13 protein-coding genes are annotated in these 15,321 nt (G+C 34.4%); 2 read left to right on the top strand and 11 right to left on the bottom strand.

The features are described from left to right. Nucleotides 1-7: 7 nt before the first annotated feature. Entirely contained in the window at nucleotides 8-202 is a 195-nt protein-coding gene (locus E0I61_RS00655; protein WP_131991334.1) for a hypothetical protein, read from the bottom strand. A 41-nt stretch (nucleotides 203-243) separates the two neighbouring features. Next, nucleotides 244-1,326: a diphosphomevalonate/mevalonate 3,5-bisphosphate decarboxylase family protein gene (locus tag E0I61_RS00650; RefSeq protein ID WP_132068733.1), complete on the bottom strand. Its 1,083-nt coding sequence runs from the start codon at nucleotides 1,324-1,326 to the stop codon at nucleotides 244-246. 112 nt (nucleotides 1,327-1,438) lie between these two features. Here E0I61_RS00650 and E0I61_RS00645 point away from each other — a divergent pair, with 112 nt between their 5' ends. Further along, nucleotides 1,439-1,915, top strand: a complete 477-nt coding sequence (locus tag E0I61_RS00645) for a TspO/MBR family protein (RefSeq protein ID WP_132068731.1) — start codon at nucleotides 1,439-1,441, stop codon at nucleotides 1,913-1,915. Nucleotides 1,916-1,923: 8 nt separating this feature from the next. On the opposite strand, the gene E0I61_RS00640 is transcribed toward E0I61_RS00645, so the two are convergent. Continuing rightward, nucleotides 1,924-2,661, bottom strand: a complete 738-nt coding sequence (locus tag E0I61_RS00640) for a hypothetical protein (RefSeq protein ID WP_132068729.1) — start codon at nucleotides 2,659-2,661, stop codon at nucleotides 1,924-1,926. Between the two features lie 454 nt (nucleotides 2,662-3,115). On the opposite strand from E0I61_RS00640, the gene E0I61_RS00635 reads away from it, so the two are divergent. Continuing rightward, the gene (locus E0I61_RS00635) at nucleotides 3,116-3,655 is read left to right on the top strand and encodes a hypothetical protein (protein WP_132068727.1); all 540 of its coding nucleotides are present in this window, start codon (nucleotides 3,116-3,118) and stop codon (nucleotides 3,653-3,655) included. A 31-nt stretch (nucleotides 3,656-3,686) separates the two neighbouring features. On the opposite strand, the gene E0I61_RS00630 is transcribed toward E0I61_RS00635, so the two are convergent. From E0I61_RS00630 to E0I61_RS00595, 8 genes are all read right to left on the bottom strand, one after another. Further along, nucleotides 3,687-4,895, bottom strand: a complete 1,209-nt coding sequence (locus E0I61_RS00630) for a BaiN/RdsA family NAD(P)/FAD-dependent oxidoreductase (protein ID WP_132068725.1) — start codon at nucleotides 4,893-4,895, stop codon at nucleotides 3,687-3,689. Further along, a complete protein-coding gene (locus E0I61_RS00625; RefSeq protein ID WP_132068723.1) occupies nucleotides 4,892-5,569 on the bottom strand; it encodes a glycerophosphodiester phosphodiesterase in 678 nt (225 codons plus the stop codon). Before E0I61_RS00625 ends, E0I61_RS00630 begins: the two co-directional genes overlap by 4 nt. Before the next feature lie 92 nt (nucleotides 5,570-5,661). Next, on the bottom strand, nucleotides 5,662-7,320 hold the full coding sequence (locus E0I61_RS00620; RefSeq protein ID WP_132068721.1) for an alpha-amylase family glycosyl hydrolase: 1,659 nt from the start codon (nucleotides 7,318-7,320) through the stop codon (nucleotides 5,662-5,664). 50 nt (nucleotides 7,321-7,370) lie between these two features. Then, on the bottom strand, nucleotides 7,371-9,176 hold the full coding sequence (locus tag E0I61_RS00615; RefSeq protein WP_235832040.1) for a glycoside hydrolase family 13 protein: 1,806 nt from the start codon (nucleotides 9,174-9,176) through the stop codon (nucleotides 7,371-7,373). Nucleotides 9,177-9,471: 295 nt separating this feature from the next. Next, complete coding sequence (locus E0I61_RS00610) at nucleotides 9,472-11,775, bottom strand: glycoside hydrolase family 65 protein (protein ID WP_132068717.1); 2,304 nt, start codon at nucleotides 11,773-11,775, stop codon at nucleotides 9,472-9,474. Between the two features lie 99 nt (nucleotides 11,776-11,874). Further along, complete coding sequence (gene pgmB / locus E0I61_RS00605) at nucleotides 11,875-12,531, bottom strand: beta-phosphoglucomutase (protein ID WP_132068715.1); 657 nt, start codon at nucleotides 12,529-12,531, stop codon at nucleotides 11,875-11,877. Nucleotides 12,532-12,534: 3 nt separating this feature from the next. Further along, a complete protein-coding gene (locus E0I61_RS00600) occupies nucleotides 12,535-13,896 on the bottom strand; it encodes an MFS transporter (protein ID WP_132068713.1) in 1,362 nt (453 codons plus the stop codon). Nucleotides 13,897-14,085: 189 nt separating this feature from the next. After that, nucleotides 14,086-15,108, bottom strand: coding sequence for a LacI family DNA-binding transcriptional regulator (locus tag E0I61_RS00595; RefSeq protein ID WP_131991357.1), 1,023 nt, complete (start codon nucleotides 15,106-15,108; stop codon nucleotides 14,086-14,088). Between the last annotated feature and the right edge of the window lie 213 nt (nucleotides 15,109-15,321).

The following is a 15,321-nucleotide window of genomic DNA, read 5'->3' as shown; positions in this document are numbered from 1 at the left end:
ATTTTTTTTATAAATCAACTTGGTCTCCACGATTTGCCTCTTGAATTTCAAGATCAATTTCTTCCTGTTGCTCGGGAGATAATTCTTTCCAAACATCTTTTTTTTGTGCTTTGAAAATGTTTTTTATAGCCTCGATTATAGTCTTGTCGTCAGTTTCTAACAACATTTTGATCAATTCTAATTTTTCGGATTGAATGTCCATATTTTCAGCTCTTTAAAAATTAAAGATAGGAAAAAAACAAATTAAATCAACATAGCTCCATTTCCAATTTCGTCACAAATGTACTGACCATTTTGACAATAGCCAACTAATTCGTTCTTAATAAATTGTAAAACTGTTTTGGCAACATTTTCAGGATATAAAACATGCACATTTGCACCGGCATCCAGCGTGAAACAAACCGGAATTTTAGTCTCATTTCTAAATTTCCAAATCGCATTTATAATCTCCAAAGTATTCGGTTTCATTAATATAAAATAAGGCATTGAAGTCATCATCATGGCATGCAAAGTCAAGGCTTCACTTTCTACAATTTTGATAAATTCCTCTAAATCCCCACTTTCAAAAATGGTAATCAGTTGGTCTAAATTTTCATGCGCTTGTGCAAATCGCCTTTCGGCAAAAGGATGGTTGTGCATCAAATCATGTCCAACAGTACTTGAAACTTTTTTTTCACCTTTGTCAACCAGTAAAATGGTATCTTGAAAATTCTTGAAATTAGCATGAATGGCATTTGGAAATTCCACTCCAAATAAATCAGAACTTCCGGAGATATTTGTATGATTTCCCCAAACTACTACGCTTCCTTTTACACTTCTACAAGCGCTTCCGGAACCCAAACGCGCTAATAAAGACGCTTTTTGATAGAAATACTCCTCGGTCATTTCAGGGTATAACGCTTTCTCAATACTCATCAGGTTCATTGCCAAAGCCGCCATTCCTGATGCTGATGAAGCAATTCCGGAACTGTGCGGAAAGGTATTCTCTGTGTCAATCGTAAAATGGTAGTCTTTCAAGAATGGTAAATAGATTTCAATTCGCTCCAGGAATTTTTGGATTTTTGGTTTGAAATCTTCTTTTGGTTGTCCTTCAAAAAGTAAATCAAAGGAAAATGTACCATCATTTTGTTTTTTGGCAAAAGCCAACTTAGTGATGGTTTTGCAATTATTCAAGGTAAAACTCACCGAAGGATTGGCTGGAATCTGATTGTCCTTTTTGCCCCAATATTTTACAAGTGCAATGTTACTGGGTGCACTCCATTGAAAATTTCCTTCTTCAACCGAATGCGTATATTTTGATGGAATAAAATCGTTTGCTGAAATCATGAATTTAAAAATTTACGCAAAGATACTTTTTTTGGTTTACAAGCAGATTTGTTTAATTATCGAATTGTACTAAACTTTTGAGTAAATTTGGCGCACATTAGAAAAACATAAAATGAATAAAATTACCCGAATATTAGCTGTTGTTGTCACTTGTCTTGCGATTGGTTATTTCTCCGGAATTGTTACTCGTTCCTCAATTACAACATGGTATCCGACCTTAGTAAAGCCAAGTTTTAATCCACCTAATTGGGTTTTTGCACCAGTTTGGAGCATGTTGTATGTGATGATGGGGGTCGCGGCCGGATTAGTCTGGGATCGAATAGAAGCAGAAAAAGAAATCGTAAAAAAAGCGTTGGTTTTCTTTGCCATTCAGCTTGCACTAAATGCGTTATGGTCCTATTTATTTTTTGGATTGCACAACCCAATGTTAGCCGGTTTAGAAATTATAGTATTGTGGTTGATGATATATGAAACATACATTCAATTTGCCAAAATCAATAAAATTGCAGGATATTTATTGCTTCCGTATTTGGCTTGGGTAAGTTTTGCCGCCGTTTTAAATGGAAGTATTTGGTGGTTGAATCGATAGTATTCCGTTTATAGTTTTTTAAATTCAATATTTTTCGAAAGTAAAAAATCCATTACACTCAGAACATTGTTGCTTTCGGCTACTGTTTTTGATTTTGGATCGGCATCGCAAAATTCGAGAAACAGGTTTATTTGGTCTGGTTTTAATTTTAAAGTTTGAAGATAAAATTTTTGATCACAGGTGCTTTTTGCTAATTCTTTGAATTGAATTTTTGGAACAGCTTTTTTAACGGGCTCTTTTTCTTTTTTGAATAAACCAAAAATCATTCCGCCAATTCGCATCAAATCCATCCCATTTTCAATAGTTCCATCGTAAACACCCGTTTTTAGCCTTTTTGCGGCTTTCTCTAAAGCTAATTTATCCAGCTTTCCTTGTTCATACGCTTTATCTGTACTTAGTTGAATAGAAGGAATTTTTGTAATTACGACTTCCTTTAACTCTTCGGGTTTAAGTGTTAATGAAATAATAAGATTATTTTTGTCAAAGGTGTTTTTATCCACTACAATCTTTTTGATATCATGGTTTTTTGAGACAAAAACGAGTGCATCTCCCGTTTTTACTACTATAAAAAATTCCCCAGCTGCGTTTGTAATGGTAGTTTTTTTAGAACTAAAATTAGCAACTTCGACTTTACCGACAGGAAATTTTTCATACAAAACAATACCCTTAATTGATTTTTCTGATTGTGAAAAACTAGATTGAAATACAAAAACCAGTAAGGAAACAAAAAAGTAGTTTTTAATCATTCGTAATATTTTGATTACAAACATATTCAAATCATTCTATGAAAATAAAAACAGAATAATAAATTCTTGTTAATCAAAAACTAAAGTTCTCTTAATTAAAGTTTTGCAGCCGTTTTGAAAGCGAGTATTTGGTGGTTGAATAGATAAAAATAGTTTAAATTTATTTTTACTGATTTCTTAGTTTTTTTTAATATAACTAATTGATTTTTAGTAACTTTGAGTTAGTTGTTAAATTTACCGAACCGGCCGCACCACAAAGTCTCTGACTTTAAGGTAGTGACTTTCGGTTTTTATCGACCTTGTTTTTGGTTTGTTTTTCAATCTTCGATCTTTGTGTCAGTCTAAGACTGGTTAACACATCCTCAAAGGCAGAGACTTTGAGCACTAGGAGTAGAGCTAAAAACAGACTTTGTTGTTATAATAGACTAATAAATTAACTTAATAAATTATAATTATGAATTCACCTTGTATATTAATCCCGGTTGGAGTAGGCTTAGTTTGCGCAGTATTAGGCTATTTACTTGGAAAAATACTTTCCTCCGGCAAAGACAATTTAAGCGCCTTGCAACTAGAATTAGACAATTGCAGAGCCAAATCATCTAAGCTAGAGGCTGAGTTAGCAACTTTAAAAGCTAAAAGCAGCAGCTTTGTAGCACCACAAGCAGTTAATTCTGGACTTATAGGGGCTTATGTTCCTTTTGATGCGGATTTAGCATCCTCTGATTTTGGAAAAAAAGTAAAAGAAAATGACTTAAAAGTCATTGAAGGAATTGGTCCAAAAATTGAAGAGCTGTTCAATGCTAATGGAATTTTAACATGGGAAGTGCTTTCAGAAACTTCCGTTAATCGGTGTCAGGAAATTTTGGATATGGCTGGAGAACAGTTTGTTGTTCATGACCCGAAAACTTGGCCGCATCAGTCAAAATTAGCCTTTGAAGGAAAATGGAAAAAGCTGAAAGATTGGCAAAATGTACATATTGGTGGAAAAAAATAAAATTTAAAAAGCTCTCGTTGGAGAGCTTTTTTTATATGTTGTTTGCAAGAATAAACCCGCTTGTCCACGCATTCTGAAAATTGAATCCTCCCGTAATCGCATCGATATTCACGATTTCTCCAGCAAAATAAAGATTTTCGTGTAGTTTGCTTTCCATGGTTTTGAAGTTGATTTCTTTTAAATCAATTCCGCCTGCAGTGACAAATTCTTCTTTAAAGGTACTTTTTCCATTCACCTGAAAGGTGCCATTTGTCAATTGATTGGCTAAATTTTGCAATTGAATTTTAGATAAATCCGCCCATTTAGTTTCAACTTCAATTCCTGAGGCGAGTACTAAACTTTCCCATAACCTATTGGTTAATTCGAAAGGTGATTTTTTAGAAACCGATTTTTTCGCGTGTTCTTGTTTTAATTCTTTTAGCTTTTTCTCGACATCCGCGGTGTCTTCATCATTTAACCAATTTACAAAAATGGTAAACTGGTAATTTTTGTCATGTAAGATTCGGGCGCCCCAAGCGGAGAGTTTCAAAATCGCCGGACCGCTCATTCCCCAATGGGTAATTAATAAAGGTCCTGTAGAGGTGAGTTTGGTGTCTTTTACTTTTACGGTAACTTGGGCAGCAACTCCGGGCAATTCTTTTATTCTGGAATCTTTGATGTTAAAAGTGAATAGAGAAGGAACCGGACTAACAACAGCATGCCCAAAAGTCTGCAACATTTCCCATACTTTAGGATTGCTTCCAGTGGCTAGAATTAATTTTTCAGCTAGATAGTTTTCACTTTGCGTTTCTATTTTCCATGTGTTTTCTTTCTTAAAAATAGACTGCACACTTTGTCCTGTAAGTACTGCAATTCCTAGTTTTTGCTTGGCTTTTAGGAAACAATCGATAATCGTTTGTGAGGAATTCGAAACAGGAAACATACGCCCGTCTGCTTCAATTTTTAGTTCTACTCCATGTTTTTCGAACCATTCAATCGTGTCGCCGGAGCAAAACTGATGGAAAGGACCTCGCAATTCTTTTTCGCCTCGAGGATAAAATTTCACTAGTTCATTAGGTTCAAAACAAGCGTGCGTCACGTTGCATCTTCCACCACCAGAAATACGAACTTTATTAAGCACTTCTGCACCACGTTCCAAAATGGCAACTTTTAGTTTTGGATTTTTTTCTACAATGTTGATTGCTGTAAAAAATCCTGCTGCACCACCGCCTACTATTATTATATCGAAATTCTGGTTCATATTCTATTTGGGAAATCAGTGATGATTCCGTTTACGTTGAATGTTTTTATTTTTTGAATATCTTCTAATTCATTGATAGTCCAAGGAAAAACCTGCAATCCTTTTTCCTGTATTTTGGCCGTGTTTTCTTTTGTCAATAAGTGAAAATGAGGATGAATAGATTTTGCCTGAATGAATTTGGCGAAAGCCAAAGCCAAGTCTAAATCGGTTTCTGTTAAAACGCCAATTGGAATTTTATCATTTAAAAAGGCCACTTGTTGCAGCGCGTTCCAATCAAAACTGGAAACTAAAAAACAATCGTATTTCCATCCTTTTTTAGTGACATATTTTTCAATCAGTGAAACTACTTTCTCTGTCGCTTCATAGCTTTTGAGTTCAATGTTGATAAAACAATCTTGGTTTACCAAATCAAAAACTTCCTTCAGCGTTGGAATTTTGTGTTCTCTATTTATTCGAAAAGCATTCAATTCGCGCAAAGATAATGTATTTACAAATCCTTTTCCATTGGTTGTTCTGTCAATGGATTCGTCATGAATAACCATTAATTCGCCATCAGCACTCAAATGCACGTCGAGCTCAATGCCGTCCACTTGCATGTCTAATGCTTTCTGGAACGAAACAAAGGTGTTCTCGGGTTCATATCCTTTTGCGCCACGATGTCCAATTTTGAGCATTGCCTTTTATTTTTTGGTAAAGGTAAACATAAAAAAAAACGCCTTCATTTCTAAAGGCGTTTTGATGAAATTATTTTGAAATTATTTTGAAATTATTTTTTCAATCCTAATAAAACAATATCAAATTCTGAATCGATTGTCACTTTTCCATTAGTAACAAGTACTTCTTTTCCAGAATACGCATCTTTTAATGATGTACCATCTGCGAAAATAGAACCTACAGAAAGTTCTTTTGTACCAGTCGCTAAATCTAATCCAACAACTACTGCATCTGAATAATCTCCTTTAGAAAAAGTTCTGGAAAAAGTATACGGTTGAGCCGAAATTTGTTTGTGAATTCCTGCTCCAACAGAGGGATGGTTTTTTCTAAATTGACCCAGTTTTTGCCAATGCAACAGTGTTTTTTGTGTTTCAGGATTTGATTTAATAGCGTCCCAATTCATAAAAGAACGCAATGTAGCATCACCTTTTGTTCCTTCGATAACTAAGGAACGTGCACTCTCATCACCATAATACACTTGAGAAAGTCCCGGACTCAATAATAATTTTGTACCGCTTTCTATAGTTTTGGTACGATTTCCATCAAATGGTCCACCATCATCATGGGAAGATAAATAGTTTAAAACACTATATCCTTTCAAGTCATTGTTCAACTTGTTTGAATATTTGGAAAATATAAATTCATAGTCTTTTTGCGCATCCCATTTGAACTCAAAATTGATCATGTTGTTGAAACCATTTTTAAAATAGTTTACTTTTCTATCTCCAAAATCAAAATCTTGTCCACCGCTGATGCCATAATTGTATACTTCGGCAATCGTGTAAAAAGCATTATTGTCTAAAATTTTTGTCGGATTGTTTTTCTTCCAAGTTTCAAAAGCATAATCACACTGGATTTTAAAATCAGCCCAAACCGTTTCATCGGTATGTTTTACGGTGTCACCTCTGTAACCGTCAATTCCGTAATCCACAATATAATCGGTCAACCATTTAATGATGTAATATTTTGGCGCTCTGGGATATCCGGTACGAACAAAAAATGCATCCAGTTCTTTTATTTCTTGTTCATAACGTCCTTCTTTTTTCCATTTTTCGATTAAAAAAGATGGCAACGCTACATTTTGATTGCTCTCTGTTTTTATATCCGGAAGATTAGAAACCAGTGTACAAGCGGTTGTGTTTTCAAACGATTTATAATCGCAATTTGGTCCTGTTCTCACCCAGTCATTTGGCCAAACCGTATCTTCTGCAGTTACGGGTCCGGTATGATTGATTACACCATCAAGGATGATTCGGATTCCATGTGCGTGTGCTTTTTGAACTAATGCTGCTAAGTCTTCTTTGGTTCCAAAGTTAGGATCTAAGTTCGTCCAATCTCTGGTCCAATAGCCATGAAATCCATAACTCAAACCGGTTCCTTCGTCAACGCCATCGTGGATTTGTTCCACTATTGGTGTAAACCAAATGGCATTGATTCCTAATTTATCAAAATAACCTTCTTCAATTTTTTTAGAAATCCCTTTGATATCACCACCTTCAAAACCACGAAGTTTTCCTGTTGTTTTGGTTCTATTGAAGTTTATATCATTTGAAGTGTCACCATTATTAAAACGGTCTGTCATTAGAAAATAAACATTCGCTCCTTCCCAAACGAAAGGTGTTTTAGTATTATCGGAAACGGTTTTTGTACTGGAGCAACTACTTAGAATTGTCATGGTTAATAGTAAAAGTGGGATAGAATATTTTTTCATTTTTTTTAGCATTAAATGATTATTTTCTTAGCTGTTTTATGTGGTTTACATTACTTCAATTCTAAAATCAAAACCGATTTAGGTTCAATAATAATTTCGTTTGTAACGTCAAATGTAAGTTCAGAAATGACATCTTTTCCTGTTTTAAAGTCTTTTATATTTTCTTTGAAACGATGTGTGTTTACAGTTTTGGTTTCATTGCTGTTGTTCATTAAAACCATAATCGTTTCATCCGTGTTGTATCTAAAATAAGCATATACATTGTTTTCAGGAATGTAATGTGTCATTTTTCCAAAATGAATTGCCGCTTTTGTTTTTCTCCAATTGAATAATTTTGAAGTAAAATCAAAATAATCATTTTGTCCCGGAGTTCTTCCTTCTTTGGTGAAAGCATTATTTTGATCACTTTCCCAACCGCCCGGAAAGTCTTGACGAATATCCGCATCGCCTTTGTTTTTATCACCGGCCATGCCTATTTCGCTTCCATAATACAATTGAGGGATTCCACGAATGGTAGCCATTAAAGTCATTGCCATTTTGTATTTTCTGATGTCGTTTCCATAGGTTTGATTGAAACGATTGGTGTCGTGATTTTCGACAAAAACCAGCATGTTATTGGTATTTGGATACAGAAAATCATTCGTAAAATTGTCATACAATTTTATCATTCCTTTGTCCCAAGAACCGTCATCTTCACTGAAAGCTTTGCTGGTTGCCTCATATAATGTAAAATCCATTACACTTGGTAAATACGAGTTGTAATTTTGAATTTGACCTATTTTGCTGTCTTTTTGCCAGTACGCCATTTGAGCTTGACTTTGCATCCAAACTTCCCCTACAATATTAAAATTTGGATATTCATCGGTTATGGATTTTGTCCATTTTGCGATTCCTTTTGGATCTGAATAATTATAGGTGTCGACTCTAAAACCATCCAAATCGGCGTATTCTATCCACCAAATTGCATTTTGAATCAGGTATTTTAATGTTAAAGGATTCGTCAAATTTAAATCGGGCATCAATGGAACAAACCAGCCGTCTATTGTGATTTTTTTATCAATTTCGGAAGCATTAGTGTCATGGATAACCGTTCTTTTATGATTGGTTTGCGTATAAGTATCAAATTGATTGATCCATTGTTTTGTAGGTAAGTCCTTCATCATCCAGTGTTCAATTCCCCAGTGATTCGTCACATAATCCATCACCAGTTTCATGTCTCTTTTGTGCATTTCAGCAGCCAATAGAACATAATCGGCATTGGTTCCATAACGTGGATCTATTTTATAAACATCAGATTGTCCATAGGTGTGATAGGAATGTTTGGCATCGTTATCTTCGCAAAGTGGCGTGCTCCATATGGTAGTTGCGCCTAATTCTGATATGTAATCCAAGTTTTTAATGATTCCTTCAATATCGCCTCCGTGTCTTCCGCCCGGTAATTCTCTATTGTATTTTTCTTGGGTAGTATTTTCACTGTCGTTATTTCTGTTTCCATTGGCAAAGCGATCTGGCATCAACAAATACATCATATCCGAAGAGTCAAAGCTTTTGCGTTGAGCAGAATTTTCTCTTCTTTGCTGCAAACTGTATTTTTGTGTAAACGTTTCTTTGCCGTTGTTTTTAAAAGTAAAAACGAAATCAGATGCCACCACTTTTTTGGTGTCAATGGTAACAAAAATGTAGTTGAGGTTTTCCGTTCTTTTAACGTTGGTTATTTTTATGCCATTAGAAACAGTGACTTGGTATTGAGCAATGTTTTTACCATAAAAAAGAATTTGCAATTCTGGATTTTGCATTCCTGCATACCAAAAAGGCGGTTCGACTTTGTCAATCTGGGCATTTAATGTTAAAGTCATAAAAAAAAGAAATAGGGTTGTTTTTTTTAGAAAGCTCCTGTTTATGAATAGTAAAGGACTTGTTTTTTTCATGATTAAATACATTTTATGATTAATAATTTTTTTAATTATAGTAAAAATAAACGCAATGCGCTTTATACAACAGTGACGTTTAAATGTGTATTGTTTACAGCCCGTTTTGATTTAAGAACGGATTAACAATTAAACAATCCCAATGTTTATTGGGATTGTTAGTAAACCCAGTGAGGTTTGAGACAAAATGATAGAATTAACTACAAGTTCTAGCAATTGTTTATTATACAGTAACTAGATTCTGAGACTTAACGATTACAGGCTGACCATTTACTATGATTTTCAATTCTTTGTTGCCGTCAATTGAAAAAGTTGTTTCCTTATGATTGATAGCTATTTTTAAAATTTGATTTCTGAAATTAATTTTAAACGAATATCCTTCCCATTCTTTTGGGATTTTTGGAGAAAAATGGAGCATGTCTTCTTTAATTCTCATTCCGCCAAAACCTTCTACGATACTCATCCAAGTTCCTGCCATTGATGTAATATGACAACCTTCTTCCACTTCTTTATTATAATCATCTAAATCCAGACGCGAAGTTCTCAAATAGAACGTGTACGCCATATCCATTTTGTCTAATAAGGCAGCTTGAATCGAGTGTACGCAAGGCGAAAGTGAACTTTCATGAACCGTAAACGATTCGTAAAATTCAAAATTATTTTTCAGTTCTTCTTTCGAAAAATGATCTTCGAAGAAATAAAAACACTGTAAAACATCGGCTTGTTTAATATAAGGAGAACGAAGAATTCTGTCCCAAGACCATTTTTGGTTGATTGGTCTTTGGCTTTTATCCAAATCAGCTACTCGAACTAAATCTTTGTCCAAGAAACCGTCTTGTTGTAAGTACACGTTATGTTCTTCCGAAAAAGGGAAGTACATATTGTCCGAAACTTTTTTCCAAGATTGTAATTCGGAATCCGATATTTTTACTTTTTCGGTAATTCTCTTGTGATCAGAAGGATATTCCAGAGACACTTTTTGAATTTGTTCGTAGGTATATTCCAGACACCATTTTGCAATATAATTGGTGTAAAAATTATTATTTATGTTGTTTTCATATTCGTTTGGACCCGTAACGCCAAGAATTACGTATTGGTTTAAATTCGTTGAAAAGTTGGCTCTTTGATGCCAAAAACGTGCAATTCCTATTAATACTTCCAGTCCTTTTTCAGGAATATAACTATAGTCGCCAGTGTATCTGTAAAAGTTGTAAATAGCAAATGCGATGGCTCCATTTCTATGAATTTCTTCAAAAGTAATTTCCCATTCGTTATGACATTCTTCACCATTCATAGTTACCATTGGATACAAAGCGGCGCCGTTAGTAAATCCTAATTTAGCAGCATTTTCAATGGCTTTGTCTAATTGATTGTAGCGGTACGTCAATAAATTTCGAGCCACTTCCTGATCTTTGGTCGCCATATAAAACGGAATACAATACGCTTCAGTATCCCAATAGGTAGAACCTCCGTATTTTTCGCCGGTAAATCCTTTTGGTCCAATATTCAAACGGGAATCTTTTCCTAAATAAGTTTGGTTCAACTGAAAAATATTGAAACGAATCCCTTGCTGTGCTTTTATATCGCCGTCAATAGTAATATCTGACATTTCCCAAATTTTTGCCCAAGCATCAATTTGGTCTTGCAACATTTGATTGTATCCTTTTGCTATTGCAGATTGGATTACTTTTTCTGCAGCTGTAATTGTGTTTTCATGATTCAATGAAACGGTATAACCACCAATTTTTTGAATGGATGATTTTTGGCCTTGAGCCACAATTACATCGTAACTAAATTGAATTTTATCGAATGTCGCATCAATGTTGGAAGGAGAAATAGCTGTTTTTTCACCATTAGTCAAAATACTATTTTGCATGAAAGTAGTTACTTTGAAATGTGTTTTGAACGTTTGAGCCGTTACAAAAGCTTCATTTCCAGACTTTTTTACGTCAAGCGGTTCCCAGAATTTTTCTTCCCAGTTGGCATCTTCATTGGTTACACCAGCGTCGATGTACGGTTTGTACACTACTTTTGAATCTTTGTTCAAAGGTGTGATTTCGTAATTAATAATCCCAACTTCATCTAAAACGATAGAAAGGAAACGACGAATAGTAACGGCGATTTCAGTTCCGTTTTTTAAAGTGGCTTCAAAAGAACGATTGTACCAACCTTCTTTCATATTCAGCTCACGACGAAAGTTTTTGACTTCTGAACAGGTATTTAAATCAAATTTTTCTCCGTTGATTTCGATGTCGATTCCAATCCAATTGGGTGCATTTAAAACTTTGGCAAAATATTCCGGATAACCGTTTTTCCACCAGCCCACTTTAGTTTTATCCGGATAATATATTCCGGCGATGTAACTTCCCTGAAATGTTTCTCCAGTATAATTCTCTTCAAAATTAGCACGTTGTCCCATAGCCCCGTTACCAATGCTGAACAGGCTCTCAGATGATTTTACGTTCTCTACATCAAATCCTTCTTCTATGATTGACCAATTATCTGGTTTTATATAATCTTGATTCATCTTTTCTAATTTAAAGAGTCAAAAATTTTAAAATTTAAAGATTGTAATGCTAATATTAATCTCAAATAATTTTTGATTCTAGTTTTTAATTTTTAATTCTCAGTTGTTTATTAATTTTTCAATAAAGTTGGAGTCAATTTTAGTAAAATCTTCAAATATGTATTTTGCTTCATGTAAAATCGCTGCCTCACCGATTCCTACGCTGGTCATGTTTCCAATATTAGCCGCTTGAACTCCTGCAACTGAATCTTCAAAAACAATGGCATCTTCTGGTTTTGTTCCTAATAATTTAGCCGCAATCAGGAAAACTTCAGGATCCGGTTTTGCATTTGAAACATCATTTCCATCGACAATAGCGTCAAAATAGGATATTATTCCGGTTTTTTCCAGAATGGGTCTGGCGTTTTTACTGGCAGAACCTAATGCTATTGGTTGTTTGTTTTCTTTCAAAAATTTTAAAATGGTGAAAACTCCCGGAAGAATTTCGTTCTCGTTCATGTCAACTAAATAGGATAAATAATCTTCATTTTTTTGAACTAACCATCTGTTTTTATCTTCTTGTGAAGCTTCCACTTTTCCTAATTCTAATATAATATCTAAAGAGCGTACGCGGCTTACTCCTTTTAATAATTCATTATGTTCCAGTGTAAATTCAATATTTAATTCATTTGCGATTTTTTGCCACGCTAAATAATGGTATTTAGCCGTGTCAACAATCACTCCGTCCAAGTCGAATATAAATGCTTTTTTAGTCATTGATTATTGTTTTATTACGTCATCAACATCTTGTACTTTAACTACTAAAACAGCAGCAATCAAGAAGCTGACTCCACTAGTGACTAATGCAAATATGGCATTGTCATTATATAAATATTTTACTAATGGTCCGCCGATTAAGGCGTTGATAATTTGAGGGATAACGATAAAGAAGTTAAAAATCCCCATGTAAACTCCCATTTTCATTGGAGATATTGACCCGGCTAATATGGCATACGGCATGGATAAAATACTCGCCCATGCAATGCCAACACCTATCATAGAAAGGATTAGCCAGTCTTCATTGGGTACAAAATAGATGGAAATCAATCCAATACCACCAATAATTAACGAGATAGAATGGGTTAGTTTTCTTCCGAATTTTTTTGCGATATAGGGTAAAGCAAAAGCATAGAACGCGGAAACTAAATTATAAATACCAAAGAGTACACCAACCCAGTCGCCGGCATTTTGATACGCTTCACTTTTACTATCAGTAATCGGTAAGCCATAAATGTGATGGGCGATTGCAGGGGTAGTAAAAACCCACATTCCGAAAAGACCAAACCAAGAGAAAAACTGCACCCAACTCAATTGTCTCATTGTAGTAGGCATTTTTTTAAAATCGTCAAAAATGTCTAATAAACTCGATTCTTTTTCCTTGGTATCAGAAACTCTCGTCTCTTGATGCGCCATTTCGTCTTCAAATTGGGCTAATTCTTCCGGAGAATATTCTTTGGTAGTAAAAATGGAAACAAGAATTGAAGCGACAAGAATGATTGCTCCAATGACAAAAGATAAAATTAAGTGCATAGGAACGCCACTATCTTCATTTTTATTTGAAACGCCAAACCAATTCGTCAAAACATAGGGTAACAAAGAGCCAATAACGGCGCCAAAACCTATTAAGGCAGTTTGCACGCTAAATCCTAAAGTTCTCTGGTCTGTTCTTAAATTGTCCCCTACTAATGCTCTGAAAGGTTCCATAGCAATATTGAAGGAAGCATCCATAATCATCAGCATTCCTGCACCAACCCATAAGGCAGGTAGAAACGCAATAAAAATTTCGGCTTGGGGCATTAATATTAAACCAATTGAGGCTAATAAAGCACCGACTAAAAAGAAAGGTTTTCTTCTTCCAAATTTTCCCCAAGTTTTGTCACTGTAGTGTCCAATTATAGGTTGAACAATAAGTCCCATTAAAGGGGCAATGATCCAAAACCAGGAAAGTTCGTGGACATCAGCACCAAAAATTTGAAGAATTCTACTGGCATTAGCATTTTGAAGGGCAAAACCCATCTGTATTCCCAGAAATCCAAAACTCATGTTCCAAATTTCCCAGAAACTTAATCTACGCTTTTTCATTATCGTAATTTAAAAATTAATACGATAAGCGCTATGCTTATCAAAACTTATCTTATTTTCGAAGTAAAAGTTAAAGCTTTGAGGAGGTAAATATAAAAATATATTTCAGATTTTTATTTTTTAGAAACAAATAAAAGTAAAGAAATTTAACTACAAGGTTGTAGTAATGAATAAATTAACAAATAAAGATTAATTAGTTGATTCTCTTTCTATCAAATGAGTTTCAATTACTTCGGTTTTATAGTTTTCATCTTCTTCATTTTCCTCAGATTCGAGTCTTTCTATTAGCATTTTTGCCGCTTTATTTCCCATTTTTATTCCACTCTGGCTTACGGTTGTAATAGTAGGTGTAGAATATTTTGAGATTATGCCATCGGTAAAGGCAATAACAGCTAAGTCTTTAGGGACGTTTAATCCTATTTTGTTTGCGGTTTTAATTATGGTTACTGCAAAAAGCTCATTTACTGCAAAAACGGCATCAATGGCTTTGTCTTCCAGCAGTTTTCCAATAGTGATTTCGCAGGTATCAATATCTTCAATTTTGATAATTAGGTTCTCATCAAAAGGGATTCCGTTGTCCAGAAGCGCTTTAATATAGCCGTCAGTCCTTAGTTTTCCTACGCTAACATAGTCAACAGTAGTAACCAAGGCGATTTTTTTTCGCCCTTTATCAATCAAGCTTTGAACGGCTTCATAAGCTGCATATTTATCGTCTATGATTACTTTATCGCAAAGGACATCATTAGTAATTCTGTCAAACATCACAACAGGCATTCCTTGATTGATGACCTCAGTAATATGATGAAAATCACCTCTGAATTGGGTTTCTTTTGAAAGTGACATAATGAAACCATCAATGCTGCCATTAGCAAGCATCTCCATATTTAAGACTTCTTTATCAAATGAATCGTCCGATAGGCAGATGATTACGCTATAGCCATGTTCATTGGCGACTTGTTCTATTCCGTTAATAACCGTTGAAAAGAAATGGTGAACAATTTCGGGAATAATGATTCCAATAGTTTTTGTTTTTCGATTTTTTAGGCTAAGGGCTATATTATTGGGTTTGTAATTATAGAATTTAGCAAAGGCTTGCACTTTTAATCTGGTTTCTTCACCTATTTCAAGACTGTTTCTCAGGGACTTTGAAACAGTAGAGATTGATACATCTAATTCTTTTGCAATTTGTTTGAGCGTTATTTTCCTTTTCATGATGAAGATGTGGTAATAATTTATTTCGTAATAAAGATAAAATTAAATTTTATAAATGGTAATTAAACTGATAAAATTTTATGTAAATCAGAAAGTTTTCAACACTATTACGTTTTCGTAACTGAAATAAAATGAGGCCATGTCGGGCGTCACAAAATTTACATAAATTTAACATTCGAAGTAATAGTTAAGCATAAAAACTCAAGAAAAAAT

Origin of the sequence: Flavobacterium ranwuense, from assembly GCF_004349315.1 — a bacterium.
Classification (GTDB): domain Bacteria; phylum Bacteroidota; class Bacteroidia; order Flavobacteriales; family Flavobacteriaceae; genus Flavobacterium; species Flavobacterium ranwuense.
This window is presented reverse-complemented; position numbering and strand designations above follow the sequence as displayed.